Below are 19913 nucleotides of genomic sequence, written 5' to 3' on the forward strand. Positions count from 1 at the left end.
CTACTTCTTCTTGGGCGGCTTGGTCGGCTCAGGGACCGGCTCGGGCTCCGGGTCCGCCGGGACGGGATCGGTCGGCTCGGGGTCCGCCGGGACGGGATCGGTCGGCTCGGGGTCCGCCGGGACGGGATCGGTCGGCTCGGGGTCCGCCGGGACGGGATCGGTCGGCTCGGGGTCCGCCGGGACGGGATCGGTCGGCTCCGGGTCCGCCGGGACGGGATCGGTCGGCTCCGGATCCGCCGGGACAGGATCCTCCGGGACAGGGTCGGACGGAGCGGGGACCGGATCTGCGACGAGCATGGCATCCGGCGGACTCCACCCGTCGGTGCGGATCTGCACAGACTGGTAGGAGGCCGAGCCCGCGTTGACGATCAGGCCCACCCGGCCGTCGGCCAATGCCGAGTTGTACGCCCGCGACCTGACGAACGCTCCGTTGAGCACCAGCGACACCGACGCGCCCTTGATGGTGACCAGCATCGTGTACGACGTCCCGGCCACGAGCGTCCAGGCGACGACCTCGTCGACGGCCAGGCGCCCGTGCACCACGTGGCCGAAGACAACCAGCCGCGCCGCGACGTCAAGGACGATGAACTTGAACTCGTCGACGCTGTAGAAGTCGTACACGATCCCCGCGACGGCGCCGGCGCCGAGGGTGAGCCTCGCGGTGATCTCCAGGTACGAGTTGGCCTCGAGGGTGTCGCCGAGATCCAGTAGCGTGACCGCCGGCGCCGTCGGCGTGCCGGAGGCGGTGAGCGCGCCGTCGCTCGCCGTCCAGGTGCCCTGCTCCACGTCGTCGGCCAGGCCTGCGCCGTCGTCAAACTCCTCGGTGACGTCCAGCGTGATCTGCGGCGGCAGCACGGCCACCGAGATGTTGTCGAACTTGCCGCGCGCCTGGTTCGACCCGACTCCCACGAAGCCCTTGTTCAGCCCCACCGCGACGCCGTCGATGATCCGCGGCGCGAACGTGTACGTGAACGCCACCGTGCCGCCCAACAGCACCGTGACCGTGGTTCCGTTGACGGCCACGAGCATCGTGTACCAGGTGTTGTACTTCACGCCGCCCGGGATGAAGCTCTGCACGTCGACGATCCAGCCGGCGGCGGTGCGGCGGCCCATGACCAGCTTGTTGGTGGACTGGTCGACGCCGGCGAACTTGAAGTCATCGGGGGCGAAGTAGTCGAAGATGACGTACGCGTTGGCCTTCCAGCCGCCGGTGGGCTTGGTGAGGTAGACCTGTGCGTGGATCTCGTAGTAGATCGGCAAGTACTGGTCGATGTAGTACACCGCCACCGCGTCGCCGCTGGTCGACGTCGCGGTCACGTTGAGCGTGCCACCGGAGGCCACGAAGACTCCGGAGTCGGCGAAGAAGGCTTGGGCCGTGGCGTCGTTGAAGTCGGCCGCGCGAAGGACGTCGCGCTTGCCGCCGGGCACGTTGCCGGGCTGGGGGTCGCGCGGGCCGCCGGTCTGCTCCTGCCAGAAGTCGTCCTGCTGGACGATGAGGCCGATCTCGCCGAACGGCTCGCCGTTGCGCGCGGCGCTCATCTGCCCGGCCAGCTGGGCGACGGTGAAGTCGGCGCCCTGGGCGGCGGACAGCTGGTAGAGGAAGTCGTACAGCCCCGGAGGCACCTGACGGCTGACCGTGCCGAGGCCGAACGGCGCGAACGGCACCAGGTAGCTGTTGAACTCGCCCACCCAGTCGATCAGGCGGTCGCCGCCGGTGTTGCCGATGAGCACGTCGAGCCCGGCGCCACCGACCGCGCGGTCCTCGTACGTGGTGTGCGTGTCGGGAGCGTCGTTGAGGCCGCCGTTGGTGGTGAGCACGTCGTCGGCGTTGAGGAGGTCGTTGCCCCAGCCGCCCCACAGGGTGTCGCGACCGGTGCCGCCGACGAGCCAGTCGTTGCCGTGATCGCCGAAGATGACGTCGCTGCCATCAGTGAAGTAGCCGCCACCGACCGCACGCCCGTCGAGGTGGCTGAAGTTGAGGAACCACTCGCCGCTGCCCACGAGGATCTTCCTCATGGGTGCGTACTCGTCGTAGAGCTCGAACATGGCGGTGGTGGTGTCGAAGCCGAGGAGCTGGCCGTCGTTGAACGGACGGTAGAAGTCGCTGCGGACCCCGCCGACACCGTAGCCCTCTACCAGCGCCTCGGCGCCGGAGATGGCGTCGTCGCCGGAGCCGCCGTGGATGAAGTCGTCGTCCCAGCCGCCGAAGATGACGTCGTTGGCGTGGTCGATCTCGTTCAGCGGGTTCGCCCAGTCGCCGTCGGCGGCGAACGGGGTGAGGTCGACTGTCTTGTTGAGCTGGTCGGTCGGGTGCAGGATCGCGGTCTGCACCTTGCCGGGGGTGTAGATGGTGCTCTGCTCGGTGGCGGAGATGCCGTTGAGGGGCTCGGCGGTGCCGTTGCGGGCTGTGAAGATGCGGCCGTCGTCGCCGAGGATGCCGTCGATGCCGGTGCCGCCGGAGATCCAGTCGTGGCCCCAGCCGCCGATCAGGTCGTCGTCGCCGGCGTCGCCGAAGATGAAGTCGTCGCCCGCGCCGGTGTAGACGGTGTCGTCGCTGGACTCGCCGTGGACCTCGTCGTCGCCGAAGATGTCGCTGGTGAGCGCTGCGGGCAGGATGTCCGGGCCGCCAGGGGTGTAGTCCAGCAGGTCGACGGCGCGCGGGATGAGCCGCTCGTTCGCGACGGCGCTGTACCTGTCGTAGGCGAACGTCAGGTATCCGCTGCCGGCGGTGCCGTTGATGCCCACGAGCCGGTGGATGTTGCCGTTGTCGCCGACGATGGTGTCGGAGTCGCGGCCGTGGCCGACGGGACCCTCGACGGTGACCCAGTCTTCGTCGTCGCTGACATCGTCGTTGTTGCGTCCGATGCGGGTGCCCGCGCCACCGACGATGAAGTCGGCAGCGTCCGGTCGACGGTCGGGCGTGGTCAGCGAGAAGAGGCTGGAGCTGCCACCGATGATGTCGTCACGGCCGAGGTTGCCGAAGATGGTGTCGGCGCCGCCGCCGCCCTCGATGTAGTCGTCGCCGTCGGTGCTCGCCTCGAACGACGGGTTGAGAACCAAGAAGCCGTTGGCGTCGCGGGCGGCGGAGACGTCCTCGCCGCCGGTCAGTGCGATGTCGATGGACCCGTCGCCCTGGATGACGTCGTCGCCCAGAGCACCGAAGATGATGTCGTCATGCGCGCCGCCCGCAATGTAGTCGTCGCCGAAGCGGTCTGCAGCAGACCCGGTTGCCGCGCTTTCGGTGTCGGCGTCGTGGTCGAGCAGGGTGATCCGGAAGTCGCTCCAGGCGGTCGGTCCCGCGGGGTCGTTCTGCCAGCTGCCGGTGACCTGGGAGGCGCCGGCCGTGTTGCCACCGACGACGGAGTAGATCGTCGTCCCGATGAGCACCTGGAACCGCGGGTTGGTGTGGTTGCCGAAGCTTCCGGAGCGGTCGAGCGACACGTTGTCGCCGAAGATGAGGTCACGCTGGGTGCCGCCGTCGATGCGGTCGTTTGCCGTGCCGCCGATGAGGATGTCCTCGCCGGCCTCGCCGCGGATGGTGTCGGCACCGCCGAGGTCGTTGGCGTTGACCGTGATGGTCACCACGACGAGGTTGCCCTCGCGCACCGCCAGGTCCATGAACCCGTGGTCGCCGACGGCGACGTCGTGGTTCGCGCCGACGGAGATGTCATCGCCCGTGGCGCCGCCGAGAACGAGGTCGAGGCCGGAGCCGGAGGTGATGGTGTCCACGCCACCGATCGTCGGGTTGGTGGTCTCGAGGGTGCCTGTGGTCAGCGGCAGGGTGCCCCAATTCGGGGTGGCGACAGCCAGCGAAGCGGTGAACCGGCCGTTGTCGCCCAGCACCACGTTGACGCCGTCGGAGACGGTGATCGTGTCGGCCCCGGGGCCGCCGATGACCAGGTCGTCGCCGATTCCGGAGATGATCGTGTCGTCGCCGCCGACGGCAGGGTCGGTCGACCACACGCGGTCGAAGTCTGCGGGATCGATGTCGTCGCCCGCCGAGGAGTCGGTGTAGGTGCGACCGGCGTCGGCGGCGGTCCAGTCGATGAACCCATGATCACCGAAGACGTAATTGATCCCGTCCCCGACCTGCAGGTCGTCGCCCGCAGCGCCGCCCAGGACGAGGTCATTCCCCGCACCCGAGGTCACCGTGTCCACGCCACCAATGTCTGCGTCCAGGGTCTCCACCAGCCCAAGCGTGATCGGCACACCCCACTCGACCCCATCGGTCGCCGCGGCCGTGATCCGACCGTTGTCACCGATCACAATGTTGTTGCCCTCGGACGCGGTGATCCCGTCGGCGCCCAGTCCGCCGACCACCACGTCGTGGCCGAGGCCGCTGATGACGGTGTCGTCGCCGCCGAGGTCCGTGGCCAGGGACCAGATGCGGTCGATGTCGGTGACGTCGGTGTCGAGCGACACCCAGTCGATGAAGCCGTGGTCGCCGAAGACGATGCCGCCGGCGTCGGGGCTGCCCGCGGTCTCGCCGCGGTTGGTCGTGATGTGGTCGCCCGCCGCGCCGCCGAGCACCAGGTCCCACCCGATGCCGGTGGTAATGGTGTCGGTTCCGCCGATGGTCGGGTCGACGGTGGTCACGAGCCCGAGCGGGCGGATGGCGCCGTCGGTGAAGTCGTCCACGCCGCCGTTGCCGGACTGCGCCACGGCCACTCCCGCCGCGTCGACCCACTGGACGAGGCCGCGGTCGCCGAAGACTATGTCGCCGCCGGTGCCGCCGTGGAGGGCGTCGTTGCCGATGCCGCCGAAGACGACCAGCGGGAGCGTGGAGGCGTTCCCGACGACAGTGTCGTCGTCGGTGGTCCCGACCGGCAGGATGGCGTCGGAGGCGGGCATCTCGAAGCTCTGGGTGGAGGTGCGGGTGACCTCGACGACGACGTGAGCGGTCGAGCCGTCGCGCTGGTTCGGCGTGGCGAACGTGAGCCGCGTGTCTGTGGCGGACAGCTCGCTCTCGGCGATTTCGCTGGCGGCCAGGAGCCGGCCGTTGACCCAGACGCGGTACCCGACAACGTCGGAGTCGTTCATCAGATCGAACGCGCCGGTGCTCTGAACCGTCCACGACGTCAGGTGCAGCGTCACGACGACGGAGTCGCCGGGCACCAGCGAGTCGAACAGGCCGATGAGGTCGAGGCGCGAGCTGACGGTGTAGCGGCTCACCGGAATGGTGGTGGTGCCGTTGACCACGACGGAGACCACGCGGTCGGCCGCGGCCGGCTCGTCGCCGTCGTCGAGGTCTGCGGTCAGGTCGAGCACGTTGTCGTTCTGACCCTGCGTGTTGAGGACGAAGAACCCGTCCTGGCCGGCGGTGAGGTTCACGGTCACGTGGTCGTTGCCGAGGCCGGTGTTGAGCCACGTGGTGGTGCGGACGTCGCTGCGCTCGTGCGTGCCGTCGATGACGATCCGGTCGGCGAACCCGGAGGTCCAGATCCGGATGCCGTCGGCGAAGGTGCCGGTGGAGCCGGCGGCCGCGCGCCAGGAGATGCCGGCCGGGGCGAGGCCGACGACGAAGATCTCGCCGAGGGCGGCCAGGGCGGCGTCTCGGGCCTGCGCGGCGGCGACGACGTCGGTGATGAGGACCGGGGTGGCGACGGTGCCGTCGCCGGCGCCCGCGTCCTCGTCGCTCAGCAGCAGCGTGTGCGTGCCGAGGCCGAGGTCGAGGTTGAGGGTGCCGTCGACGTCGTCGAGGTGGCCGGCGAGGAACTCCGGCCTGTCGTTGATGCCGACGTCGGCGCGCGAGGAGATGTACACGCGGTCGTCGCCGGTGCCGAACGAGACGTTCGTGACGGGGAGGGTGCCGCGGACGTTCAACACGTCGTCGCCGGCGCCGAGCTGCAGGTTGAGGGTCTCGAGACCGACGTAGCGGATGCCGGCACGGGAGTCGAGGTCGGTGGCCACCGCGCCGTCACCGAGCGCGGACAGCAGGATCGTGATGGGCTCCGGCGTGGTCTCGTCGTCGTCCGCGAGGCCCTCGTTGACCTCGCCGCGGAAGCCGATGACGTAGGTGCCGCCGACCAGCCAGACGTAGACGCTGTCGCTGCACCGCGTGTCGTTCTCCTCGCCGCAGCTCATCGACACGCCGTCGTCGGCGCCGGAGGTGGTCGGGAACAGGAGCTTCTGGAGGGCGAACCGAACATCCTCGGCGGAGGTCCCGACGGCGAACCTCAGCGCGCCGATGCCCGCGGCGTCGTCGCCCTGGAGCTGCGACAACATGATCGTGAAGTGGGTGGCGCCGGCCTGCGGGGTCACCGAGTACAGCCGGTCGAGCGGGCGACCCACCTCGTCGAGGCCGGTGCGCGGGGTCATGTCGAGACCGGTGACGGTGTCCTGGGTGAGCCAGCCGAGGTTGTCCTCGGACTCGCCGTCGTCACGAAGCGTCGCAACGTCCTGCCCTGTGCCGCCGTCGAGGACCAGCAGCGCTGCCAGCAGGTCGAGCAGGCTGGTCTCGCTGCCGATGATGAACTCGTCGTCGTCCGTGCGGCCGAACGCCAGGGCTTCGGGGCCGCCCACGAGCCTGGTGTGGCCGTCGATGGTGCGGACGGTGACGGCGTCGTCCCCGAGGCCGGCGTCGATCGTCGTGGTGCCGGCATGTGTGCTGTGGACGGTGAAGGTGTCGTCGCCATAGCCGAGGAGGATCGTGAGGTCCTCGAACAGTTCGTACCGGATGCCACCGAGCACCGGGCGCCCGGCGAGTGAGTAGTCCTCGGCCATCCCGAGGCCCGTGATGCGGGTCGAGGTGAGCTCGCCGACATCGTTGGCCGGGGAGTCCTCGTTGTGGACGACGAGGGAGTCGATCTGTGCGGACTCGATCGCGTCGGCCGTGCTCGCCGTGACGGGCAGCGGGTTGCCGGAGCTCTCACCGGGCATGGTGATCGGCAGGTAGTCGTCGATGTCGAGGTACTCGTTGTCGTCCTGGTCGCCGGAGACGAACAGCGGACCCTGGACGAGGTGCGTGCGGCGTGCGGAGTCCGCGAACTCCTGGACGAGGTGGCCGTCGGCGATCAGGTCGTCGATCGCGCGGATCTCGACGTGCTGCACCATCCACCAGTTGGTGTCGTCGAAGGTCAGCACGAGGTTGCCGTCGACATCGAGGCTCTGGCCGGCGCCGAGGATGAACTCGAGCTGGATCTCGAGGCAGCCGTCGCTGGTGTCGCAGTCGCTGCCGTAGGTGTACGAGCGGATGGGGCTCACCCGGATGGTGATGGTCTCCCCCGCGGCCGGCGCGGTGGTGAGGCGCACGGTGTAGGTGGCCGACGTGCCGAACTGGCCACCGGCGGCACCCTCGACCAGGCGGATGGGGCCGCCGTCGGGGCTGATGACGACGCCGGGGGTGTCGCCGTCGTGGACGAGCACGCCGACGCGCGGGACCGTGACACCGAGGAGCTCGGCGACGTAGATCTCGGTGACGCCGAGAGTGAAGGTGTCGGACGTCCAGGGGTCGGTCACCGTGATGGTGGTGGCGGTGTTCCAGGCGATGGTGCGGTACGTGCCCGGGCCGTCGAGGCCGACGAGGCGCAGCAGGGCGCCGGCCAGTCCACCGTCGGCCGTCGGCAGCGCGACTCCGGTCACCGTGATGGTGGTGAGGTCCGCAGAGATGGCCGTGGTCGTGCCGACCAGCGAATCGGTCGTGGCGGGCGCCGAGTAGCCGAGGATCACGAAGGCATCGCCGACGGAGGGGGCGACGTCCCACTCGCCCTCGACCTCGATGAAGGAGCCGGTGTTGTCCCAGATGAGGCGCGTCTGGCCCGCGCCCGCGCCGCTCGTGATCAGGACGGTGAAGCCCTTGAGCGCTCCGGCGGGCAGGCCCGAGGCGAAGCCGAACTCGGTGGGAACGCCGCCGGGCGCGGAGATGGCGCCGTTGATCGCGTCCCTCGAGGTGAGCCGAGTGGTGATCGTCTCGATGTGCTGGCCCTCGACGACGCCGTCGTCCTCGGCGCGCACCTTGAGCACGCGGTCGCTCGCCCAGTCGGGGGGCGTGAAGGTCAGGATGAGGACGCTGACCCACGTCGTGCCGTCGAGGGAGATCTGGAGGCCGTCGGGTGCGGTGACCTCGACGGTGGCGTTCGCCAGGGGCTGTCGGGTGAGCCGCACGGTGTAGTCGACCGTGGTGCCGCCGACGGCCCCGACGGGCTCGACGACGCTGACGCCGCCGTCGGGCTCGATGACCGCAACGTCGGGTGTCTCGTCGTCGAGGACCCGGACGAAGGTGGTCACGACCGGGGCGCCCTCGTAGTTCCCGCCGGCGACGATGGCGTCGATCGGGTGGGAGCGCTCGCCCTCGGCGGCGATGTCGTCGGTGGCGCGGACCCGGACCGTCTGCTGGACGGCGAAGTCGGCAACCGTGAACGTCAGCGTGACGGAGGTGGCCCACTCGGTGCCCGTCCAGAACTCCAGCGCGCGGTCGCGGCTCGGGGACAACGGGTTGACCGGGGGCCCCGACAGCGTGACCGTGACGTCGACGGTGGGCTGGTAGGTCAGGCGGACGGTGAGCTGGCCCTCGGTGCCGTCCTCGGGGATCACCAGCTGGCCGGCCACGGGTGCCACCACGACGATGGGCTCGTCGTTGTCCATGATCTCGGCGGCGATGCCGTCGACGGGGATGCCCTCCAGGGCGCTGCCGGCCACGGTGCTCTCCACCGAGTGCCGGATGAGGCCGGTGTGGCCGAGCAGGTCGTCGGCCTGGACGGCGGGGGCCTGGCTGCCCACCTCGACGCGGTCGGAGCCCTGGCCGCCGAACAGCGACAGCTCCACCTCGGGGTTGGTCGAGAGCACATGGAAGACGTCGTCGCCCTCCGTGCCGTAGACGGACACCCGCTCGACGTTGACGTAGCGCACGACGCGACCGGCCCCGTAGATGCCGTCGGCGGTGATGACGTACACATCCGCGAACTCGGTGCCGATGACGATGAGCGTGTCGAAGCCGGAGCCGCCGTCGATGTTGACCGGCGCGTTGGCGGCGTACTGGATGAAGTTGCGGCCCTCGCCCGCGTCGAGGGCGGTCAGCTCGGACTCGTCGACGAAGGAGCGCACGATGAAGGTGTCGTCGCCGGCCTCGCCGTACAGGTTGAGCGTGGCGACGTTCCGGAAGACCTCGAAGATGTCGTCGCCGGAGCCGCCGTAGACGTGCGCAGTGTAGGACACGCCGTTGGTGAGCCAGCCGCGCGTCGAGTCGAAGAAGTAGTCGCCGAAGTCCGGGTCGCCCTCGGAGGTCGGCATGGCGAAGTCCGCGAAGCCGAGGGCGGCCTGGACGCTGCCGGGTGCCGGGGTGGCGACCATGTAGTCGGTGTACAGCTGGCCGAAGCGGAAGATGTCGCTGCCGGTGCCGCCGAGAACGGTGAGGATCGACGAGGTGTCGTCGAAGGCGAGGGCGTCGTCGCCGCCACGGGCGTCGACCACGACGCCACCGGTCATCGTGGGACCGTAGGTCACGACCTCGGCGTCCCGGAACAGGCCCGAGACCTTGTTCGACATCTGCGCGATCATGCCGCGGCGGAACAGGAAGGTGTCGTCGCCGGCGGAGCCGCCCACGGCGAGGACGTTGGTGCCGCCGATCTGGTCCAGGACGTCGATGCGGCTGTTGCCCACGCCGAACAGCTCGATGACGAAGGTGTCGGAGTCGGCGCCGCCGTCCAGGGTGAGCCGCTGGCCCTCGATGTGGTTGACGCGCTCGCCGAGCGGGCCGAGCGGACCCGGGACGGGGTTGAGGAGCAACCAGTCGTTGCCGGCCTGGCCCTCGACGGTGGTGGCGCCGGCCAGCGACTCGATGGCGATCCGGTCGTCGCCGTCGGCGGCGTGCACCACTGTGGTCGCGGCATGGGTGGAGTCGATGTTGAGCACGTCGTCTCCCGCCCCGAGGGTGAGGTCCAGCAGTTCGAAGTCGAGGTAGTCCACCGTCCCGTCGGTCATGGCGAGGACGCCGGTGGTGACGCTGCCCGTTCCCGTGAGGTCGTGGCCGGTGACGGGGACGATGCCGAGGGTCGCGAGCCGGCCGTCGGCTCCGGCGAGGTCTCCGGCCCAGGCGACGGTCCAGCGGTCGCCGGCCTTGGTGACGAGCACGTTGCCGACGCCGACGAGCGCCTCGAGGAGCTCCTGCATGCGCGCGGCCGAGGTGTCGAAGAGCAGCTGGCCGGTGGTGCCGTACCCGGTGACGGCGAGCGCGAAGCGTCCATCGTTGGCGCCGGTGACGGTGACGACCTGCACGAGGCTGGGCGTCGGGGCGCCGCCGGTCATGCCGAGGCCGGAGACACTGGTGCCGGTGACGACGCCGATTCGGTCGAGCGCGGTGGCCGCGTCGTCGAGGTAGAGGGTGTCCGAGCCGGTCCCGCCGGTGATGCCGAGCGGGGCGGTGATGCCCGTCAGCTCGCCGCCGATGCCGGTGAGCGTCGACGAGATGCGCACGACGTCGTCCTGGGCGCCGGTGTCGATCGAGGTGGTCCCGGCCACGCTGCGCACGACGACCAGGTCGGCGCCGTCGTTGGTGGTGAGCGCGGTGCTGCCGGTGTGGGTGCTGTGGATGGTGAAGGTGTCGGCCCCGGAACCGAGGTCGATGGTGAGGAACTCGACGCCGGTGTAGTTGATGCCGACGCCCATGCCGAGGCCGGTGATCCAGTCGAAGGTGAGCTCGCCCGTGTTGTCCGCGGTGTCACCCGTGTCGTCGATCGCCAGCAGGTCGTTGCCGGTGATGGCGCCGGGGCCGGTGCCGCCGATGACGGTGAGCTTGGCGTCGACGGCGTCGACGGTGCCGCCGATGTTGGTCCAGAGCGTGGCGGTGGTGCCGGTGCCCGCGGCGTTGGAGCCGACGGCGACGCGGTCGGTGTGCTCGCCGGTGGCGATGACCGTCTCGACGTCGAGGGCCCGGACCGCGACGCGGTCGCCACCGGTGAGGGTGTTGATCTCCACCAGCTCCACGCCGGAGTGGGTGATGGTGCCGATGGTGGTCAGGACGCCGGACGGGAAGGCGATCCGCTGGATCCCGTTGCTGCCGGTGTCGGCAGGCGGGGACGCGACGGTGTCGAGGATGAGGCTGTCGGGGGCAGTGGTGCCCTGGACGACGAGGCGGTCCGAGCCGGAGGTGTCGAGCACGTGGACGGCGATGCCGGTGGAGCGGGCCAACTCGACGCGGACCAGGTCGTCGCCGGGACCGGCGTCCAGGTAGGCGGTGCCGGTCCATGCGTCTGCGGTCAGCACGTAACCGGCGACGGTGACGGTGCCGTCGGCGTCGCCGATGAGCATCGTCGTGGCCCGGTCGCCCGTGGAGGTGAGGCGCGCGATGGCGAAGATGTCGAGCAGGTCCTCGGCCACGGAGCCGACGCCGAAGTTGAGGCCGACGGCCAGGCCGACGACGAACAGGTTGTCGTAGAGGCCGAAGTCCACGCCCTCGAACGACTCGACCAGCGTGTTGGTGCCGCCGTCATCGAAGAAGGTGTCGCGGCCGAGCCCGCCGGTGACGGTGTCGTCGCCGCCACCGAGGTAGAAGGTGTCGTCGAACCTGGAGCCGATGAGCGTGTCATTGCCGTCGGCGACAACGGCAGTGTCATCGTCGCCGTCGAGGACGAGCGCGAGCTGATCGAGGGACACGAGGGACGCGTCAATGGTGTCGTCGCCACCGCGGCCGCGGACGAAGAGCCGGTCACCCTGGGCACGCACGCCGCCGATGATCGAGACGGTGTAGCCGTTCGGCGCCTCGCGCGTGACGGTGGTCGCGGTCCCGGCGGTGCCGAGTCTGAAGGTGTCGGCGCCGGAGTTGCCGAGGATGGTAACCACGTCGGTGCCGCCGGTGCCGAGCGTGATCCCGATGGTCAGGATGCCGGACGCGTTGCCGGTGATGTCGTCGAGTGTGATCTGGTCGGATCCCGCTCCGGCGTCCACGAGGAGGTTCTCGATGCCCGAGGAGTCCTTCGTGAGACCACCGAGCGTGTGCGTGAGGATGCCCACCGGGCTGGCGGTGGAGGGCTTGCTGACCAGGTAGTTGTCTGCGCTGCCAGTGAGGACGACGCTGAGCGTGTCGGTGCCGGTGCCGCCCACCACCGGGACGGCCTCGGTGCTGGTGAAGATCGAGGAGGTGGCGACGATGGTGTCGTTGCCGGCACCGCCGTTGTAGAGCGCGGCCGAGCCCTCGAGGGTGTCGTCGTCGCCCTCGCCGTACAGCTTCGCGTCGGGGGCGTTGCCGACGAGCAGATCGTTGCCGTCGCCGCCGTAGAAGCGAACGTCGCCGGTGCCCGTGTGCCGAATGGTGTCGGCGCCGCCGCCGCCGTGGACCACCGCGGAGGCCGCGTTGGTGACGGTGATGGTGTCGTCGTTGTCGCCGCCGCAAAGGACGCTACCCGCGAAGGAGGCGGGGGCGGCCGGGGTGTAGACGGCGCACAGCGACGCGTCGCCCGCCAGCGTGCCCGACGGGAGGGCGGGCGAGCCGTGCAGGACGATCGTGTCGTTGGCGGCGCCGCCGTCGAGGATGACGGGGATCTGGACGCTGGGGTCGACCGTGACCGAGTCGACACCGCTGCCGAAATAGCCGTAGACGCGCGCGACATGCTGGTAGGTCTTCTCGTAGCCGAACGCGGAGACCTTGATCGTGGCGCGTCCGCTGCCGTCCAGGGCGCCGAGCTGCTCGATGAGGACGGTCTCGTTCTCCACGGTGCCGGCCACATTGCGGGCGGTGCGCTGCGGCAGCGCGCCGACGTTGAGGAACAGTTGGGTGTCGGTGGGCGTCCAGGCGCGCAGGTTGCGGTACGTGCCGGACGTGCCGGCGTCGGCGCCGTAGTCCGTGCGGCCGTTGCTGGCCAGGTACGGCACGACCGGGAAAGTCACGGTGCCGATGGTGAACGTGTCGCTGCGGGAGTACCAGGTGCCGAGCACCTTGAACCGCACGGTGATCCGGAACTTCAGCGGCACGTTGCCGTTGATGTCGGCGTCGCGGGAGTCCGCGCTGACCGACAGCTCCAACCCCACGCCGAGGGAGATCTCGAAGATCTTGAAGTCGAAGTACACCTCGACGCTCGCCGAGCCGCCGATGAACATCGTGTAGTAGGTGATGCCCCAGGCGTCCACGTGCTTGAGGAAGGACACCTCGAGCGAGAAGCTTCCCCGGATGCCCATGAAGCTGCCGCCGAGTTGCATACGGCCGGAGAGCTTCAGGCTGAAGTCGCCCTCGGAGCTGAGGAAGATGTCGCCGCTGAGGTTGAACCCGAAGAAGCTGAGGCTCGCGTATGCCTTGAGGTACCAGTCGCCGGCTTGGAAGTCGGCATCGGGGCGCGCCCGCCCGACCTCGATCGTGAAGCCCGCGTTGAAGCTGAACAGCTTGAGCAGGGTCACGGAACCGGTGAGCTCCATCTTGAAGCCACGCTCGACGCCCTCGCGCACGCCGGGGGTGGTGTTGATCGACAGCGTGCCGGAGGCGCTCAGGCTGAAGATGAAGGCGTCGGCCGACACACTGACCGCGACCTTCATGACGATGCCGTCGCTGTACACGCCGGCCACGCCGTCGGCCATGAACTTGAGGCCGGCGAGGTCGAACGCGACGCCGAACTTCATGACGAAGGCGCCGCCGCCGATGCGGATCTCGGCGTAGCCGCTGCCCTTCGCGAAGCCGAGGGTGATGGAGCCGTCGAGGCGCAGCAGGAAGCCCGGCTTGACTGTGGTGCTGCCGAGCACGAAGTCGCCACCGGTTGTGTTGAGCTCCAAGAGTGCGGACACGTTGAACCCGAGCCCGACGGAACCGCCGAACCCCGCCCCGAGGCGGATGTCGATGCGGGCGACAAGGCCCTTGTTCGTGATGGAGAAGCCGGAGTCGGTGATGTAGACCGCGCCGAGGTACTGCAGCGAGGCCGACCCGTTGACGACCAGCGTGATGCCGCTGGTGGCCAGAGAGAACACGACGTGGCCGTCGATGTCGAGCACGTTGCTGACGATGAGGTGGCCGCCGAACTCGAGGCGGAAGCCGGCCACGACGTTGATGGTCTGGTTCGTGACGACGAGGTTGCCGAAGCCGTCGCGCTCGAAGCCGTTGAACACCTGGCGGCCGTTGACCTCGCGCGTGTCGAGCGCGAACGACTGGATGGTCTGCGTCGACGTGAAGGTGTTGATCTCCAGCAGGAACTGCCCGTTGAGGCTGACGCCCGGGATGCTGTTCGCGCCGAGGGTGAGCTGGACGCGCCCGACGACACCGGTCCGAGCACCGACGTACACGGCCAGGTAGATGCTGCCCGTGAGCGCGCCGAGGTACGGGATGGTGGTGCCGACGATGCCGGTCACCTCGAGGCGGGCGGTCGATCCGCTGCCGGCCGCGGTGATGCCCAGCATGCCGGTGAGCGTGAAGGCGCCACCGATGGTCAGCTCGGCCTCGATCACGGCCTTGATGTAGATCTCCGGGGCGGCGTCGGGGATCGGGGCACCGTCGAGTCCGGGTGCCGAAGCGGGGATGACGAACGTGGGCGACTGGCCCGGCAGCAGCAGCGGCAGGAACGCCGTCGGAACCGTGAAGGACTGCTCGAAGAGCGTGGTGTTGAAGATCACCGACACCGACCCGGAGGCCGAGAACAGGGAGCCGACGTTCGGCAGGCCGATGCCCACGCCGGTGGACACGCGAATGCTGCCCGCCACGCCGGGGATCTCACCCGTGACGGGGTCGAGCACGGTGGAGATCATCAGCACGCCGGTGACCGAGCCGTACTCCAGCCGCGCGGAGCCCGATCCGAAGGACAGGGTGCCGGTGAGGAACAGGTCCATCGACGGTGTGGGCGGGTTGAGCGAGATGTTGAGATACACGCCGCCCTGGACCCGCATCAGTTCGTTGCCGCCGGGAGCGACGATGAGCTGTCCGACGATCTGGAAGCCGAAGCTGAACGGCTGCAGCACGAAGGTCTCGGTGAGGTCGGTGCCGCCGGGGCCGACGCCCTTGAGGGTCAGCGTCTCGGTCTTGACCTCGTTGGTGAGGTTGATGCGCAGCTGCGCCGAGCCGGAGAGGTAGAGGCCGTACTGCTCGAGAGCCTCGAAGTTGGTCTCGATGGACGCAACGCCCCACAGCTGCGGCACGGGGTACATCGGGTTGGTGCTCTCGTCGCCGATGACCAGCACGAATCGGCCGGCGGTGGCTCCGATGGTGCCGAGGCCGTAGACCTGGATCTGACCTTGGAAGGTGAGGATGAACGAGGCGCGAGCGAAGTCGATCTCGAGGATGACCTCGGCAGTGATGTGCAGCAGCGGCTCGGGCAGGGCGTCGGCCAGCTGAAGCATGATGCCGCCGGACAGCTCGATGAAGAACGAGGTGCCCTGCTCGATGACGCGCACGGACTGCGTGCCGCCGGTCGACAGGTTGCCCGCCGAATCCGCCCAGGCACCGGCCGCGAACGTGTAGGTGAGGGTGCCGGCGGTGAGCGAGATCGGGCTGGCTGACGTGTACGCGTAGTAGGCGACGCCGCGGCCGTCCGGCGATCCGTCGGGCACGAACCCGACGCCCACGAAGGTGAGGCCGACGAGGCCGGCACCGGTCAGGGTGAAGTCCGTCGCACCGAGCGTGGAGACGTTGACGGTGGTGCCGAAGGTCGGGGTGAGGTTGACCGACAGCCAGATGCGCTTGGCGAGCGCATCGGCGGTGGGCGCCTCGGCCGACGGCGCGGTGTGGTCAACGGCGGAGAAGACGACGCCGTCGATGTTGGACCACGAGAAGTCGATGTACGCGACGGTCAGTGTGCCCGAGGTGTAGCCGGAGAAGAAGTAGCGGTAGGTCGTCCCGCTGACGAGGACCGGTGCGCCGATGACGGTGAGGTCGCCCCCGGCGTCGCTGAGCCTGATCTCGGGGTCCGCGTCGAGGATCGACGCCGGGTCGATGGCCTTGCCGCCGAAGGGGCCGAACGTGATGTCGATCCACCCGCGACCCTTCAGCTCGGCGGAGTACTCGACCTTGTCGACGACGGACCCGGCGCCGGGGTTGGTGATCGACGTGGTGGGCGAGGCCACATACAGCGTCTCCGTCTCGGCCGCGTTGAGGTTGCCGGTCAGATCGGCGAAGCGGCCGGACAGGAAGGTGATGGTGTACGTGCCGGCGGCAAGGGTCGCGGTGAAGCTGTAGCGGTAGACGTTGGAGGTGCCGACGCGGACCGGGGCACCGAGGGCGATGAGCGCGCCGTCGGGTCCACGGAACTCGATCTCGTCGCCACTGATGGTGGTGTGGTCGAGGTCGGAACCGGAGGTGCCGCGGAAGCGGATCTCGAGGTACTTGAGCTGGTTGAGGAGGTCGCGGCCGATCGTCGCCCCTGCGAGGGGTACGGTGGCGGACTCGTCGACGTCGGTGGTGGCGGGGTTGTCGGGGATGTTGCGGACGACGTCACCCGTTGCGCCGACGACCTGGAAGGTCTTGGCGAGGAGGGTGCCGACAGGCGGCGGGCCGCGGCCCGAGGTGTCGGTGACGTTGTGCAGATCGAACGTGATGACGACCGCCCCGGCGACGAAGGTTCCCGACAGCAGGTACCGCCAGGTGGTTCCCCCCATGAACACCGCCTGGAGGATCTGGATTCCGGTGCCGGTGCCGGCGCCGGTGAGGGTGAACTCGTCGAGGTCGATCGACGAGTGGGTGATGTCGAACGGCACGCCACCCACGACGGGGTTGACGGACGGGATGTAGGTGACGTCGAGGTAGCTCTGAGTGCGGCTGGACACGCGGGCCACCACGGGAGTCGAGTCGGTGCCGAACGTCACGGCAACGGGGACGCCTGCCTGGGTCCCGGTATCGGGGGCCGCGCCTCCGTAGGTGCTGCCGGTGGACGTCAGCAGTGTCCAGGCGCCCGTCGCCGTAACGACGACGGCGTCACCGGCGGCGATCGGCGTGCCGAAGGTGTAGCGCACCCAGAGGATGCCGTCGACCAGCGCGAGGATCTGGAAGCCGGTGATGGCGACCGTGGAGCCGTTGACGGTGAGTGTGATGTCGTTGATGCCGATGCTGGACTGGTCGATGCTCAGGCCGGTGGGTGCCGTGAGCGGCACGTCGACGAAGGTGCGGGCCGGTGCGGTGAACGTGCTGCCGGGCAGATCGGCGGTCGTGGCGGCGAGGAGCGGGAGGCTGAGGGCGTTGAGCTGCACCGTGCTCGATCCTGCGGCCGCCGTGGTGTCGCGGAAGACGTGCACCGGGATCAGGAGGGTGCTGCCGGCGACCGAGATGGAGCTCGAGGTGTCGGCCACGACGGTCCACCCGGCGGTGCCTGCGGTGAATGTGAGGCCGCTGAGGAAGGCGAGGCTTTCGACGGAGGCCTCATCGAGGCTGTATCCGGCCGGGATGGACGGCAGGGTCACGGTGAGGGTGGTGCTGACGGTGCCGGCACCGATCGCCAGATTGACGGTCGGGGTGGCGGACAGCGCCGCGGTGGCAAGCAGGTAGGACCAGCTGCCGGCGATCGCGGTGAGCGTCACCGACAAGCCTGCGTCGTATTGGCCGGTCAGCCAGTAGCGGAACCGCAGCACCGTGCTGGGCACGCCGGAGGTGAGCTGGACGGGAGCGCGGGTGGCGTCGAGTTGGACGCTGCCGAGGCCCTCGCCGTAGAGCTCGAACTCGGCGGCCAGATCGAGGATGGACGCGAGGTCGAGGGTCACGCCGGACGCCGTTGGCTTGGTGAAGTCGACGTCGATGAAGCCACGCGGGGTGATCGCGACGACGCCCGCCTGCGTACCCGCGGTCACCGAACCGACATAGCCGATCGGCGCGGAGGTGAGGGCGGCGGTCAGGGCCGCGCCTCCGACCGCGGTCACCTGGACTGGGATGCGGAACTCGCCCGGCGCGCCGGTGGCGGTGATGGGGGCGGTGAGGTCGCGCTCGATGTCCCACCCGGAGCCGGCGAAGGAGAGTCCGGCGAGCCGGTTGATGACGGAGTCGGGGTCGACGGTGAAGCCGGCCGGGATGCCGTACTGGCCGCCCGTCGGGAACACGACGGCGACGCTGCCGGCGCCGGGTTCCTCGGGCGCGTCGGTGACGATGAGCGGTGCCGTGACGGTGAATAGATACGACCACGAGCCGGCCAGGAAGGTCACTGTGACGCCACCCGAGGGGGCGAACCGGCCGCTGAGCCAGTAGCGGTAGGTCATCGTTGTCGAGGTGGTCGTCACCAGCGCGGGCGCGAATGCGCCTTCGAGCTTGACGGTGCCCAGGCCGGCCCCGCCGAGCGCGAACTCGGGCGCGAGGTCGGTGATCGACGCGGGGTCGATGGTGAAGAACGTCGGCTTCGTGAAAGTCACGTCGATCCAGCCGCGGCCGTTGAGCACGTTGATGTCGATGGACGCCCCTGGCGTGGGGTTGGACACGGTCGCGGTGGTGCCGACGACCGTGAAGGTCAGGGTGGTTGCCGCGTTGCCGGCGCCAGGGGTCGTGCCGGAGTCGGTCGTGATCGAGGCGTTCTTCACGACGTCGGCGGCGAATGTCAGCGTCCAGGTGCCCATGGCGAAGTCGCCTGAGCCGACCGCGTAGCGGAACCGGGTGATCCCCAGTGCCCGGAGGGCGGCGACCCTGAGCTGCTCGTCCGTCATGCCGTCGGTCTTGGGGAGTACGTCGACTCGGGTGCTGCCATTCATGTAGTACGCGCCCGTGGCGTCGACGAGCATGGAGATCGCGAGGAACTCGATGCCGGTGTCCGTGGTGACCGCAAGAATCGGCACGGGCGCGACGATGGTGCGGGCGGCCCCGGGACCGGTCAGGGTGAAGTCGCCACTCTGGCCGAGGATGGTGCTGAGGTCGAGGCTGGCGCCGGGCGGCGGCGTGAAGACGACGTCGACGTACTTGGTGCCGGCCTGGTTGATGACCGTGTTCTGCACGCTTCCGCCGTTGGCCGACGGGGACCCGAGCGTGACGACGGGCGCGGTCGCGGTCGCCGTCGGGTCGGGCAGGTCGGCCACGTCGAAGGTGACCTCCTGACCGGAGGAGTTCTTGAAGCCCATCTTGAGCTTGCCGTAGAGGGTGAGCAGGCGCACCTGGTCCGGGATGTCGGCGAGGAACAGGATCGTGACGCTACCGGTGGCCACCTTCGACAGGTCGGCGTAGAGCCGGCCGCTGATGGAGATGTTGTCGGCGGCGAAGTTGAGCTTGCCGATGATGAGGATCTTGCCGTCGGTGGAGATCTTGACGATCACCTGGCCGTTGAACACGGCCTGCGAGGTGTAGATCGAGTAGATCTTGGCGGAGCCGGTGATGACCATGGGTGAGGTGAACGCGGCCGCGAACCCGCTCCTGCTCGGATCCGCCGCGATGGCCTTGACCTGGTTCGCGACCTGCGTCTGCAGCTGGGCCAGCCACTGGTCCGCCGTCAGGGACGTCGGCAGCTGGAACGCCGAGGAGCGCAGCGCGAACGGGTCGTCGATGGTCGGGAGCGTGGTGAAGAACTCGACGCCGCCGAAGAAGTCGTTGATCGCCAGGCCGGAGTTGGGTTCGAGCAGGATCCCGCCCGGCACGTTGGCCGACAGGAACACCTGCAGCGGCCCGAGTTCGGACAGGCCCAGGCGGATGCCGAAGCCGGCGAGCCCTGCGATGGAGATGGTGCCCTCGAGACCGAAGTACAGCACGCGACGCGCCACCGGGGTGGTGGTGTCGAACACGCCGATGATGTTGTACAGCGAATCGAGCTTGAGGATGCCGCCCACGAGGCTGGCGGAGACCTCGCCGCCGAACATCTTGCCCTTGACGCTCACGCCGAGCGCGTCGATGCCGATGATCGGGAACTTGCCCTCAGCCAAGAGCGACGGCTGGATCCGGATGCCCTGGATGGCGCCGGTGATCTGCAGGCCGCTGAGACCCTGGATTCCGGTCACGCTGGCCGACAGGATGAGCACGAAGTCTCCGGGGGCCTTCTCGACGTCGTCCCACTGGATGCCGATCGCGTCGATCCGGACGGGCAGGAACGACGGCCACTTGAAGCTGTCGCCGGTGG

General features: G+C 69.3%; 1 protein-coding gene (cut by a window edge). It reads right to left on the reverse strand.

Features of this window, described 5'->3' with window-relative positions:
* On the reverse strand, window positions 1-19913 hold the 3' portion of the coding sequence (locus ACX1D1_RS00755) for a hypothetical protein (RefSeq protein WP_459055514.1). 18553 nt of this gene lie beyond the right edge of the window; the window shows 19913 of its 38466 coding nt (coding positions 18554-38466); its start codon lies off the right edge, out of view; its stop codon occupies window positions 1-3.

This window comes from Tessaracoccus luoxuelianae (assembly GCF_054483915.1).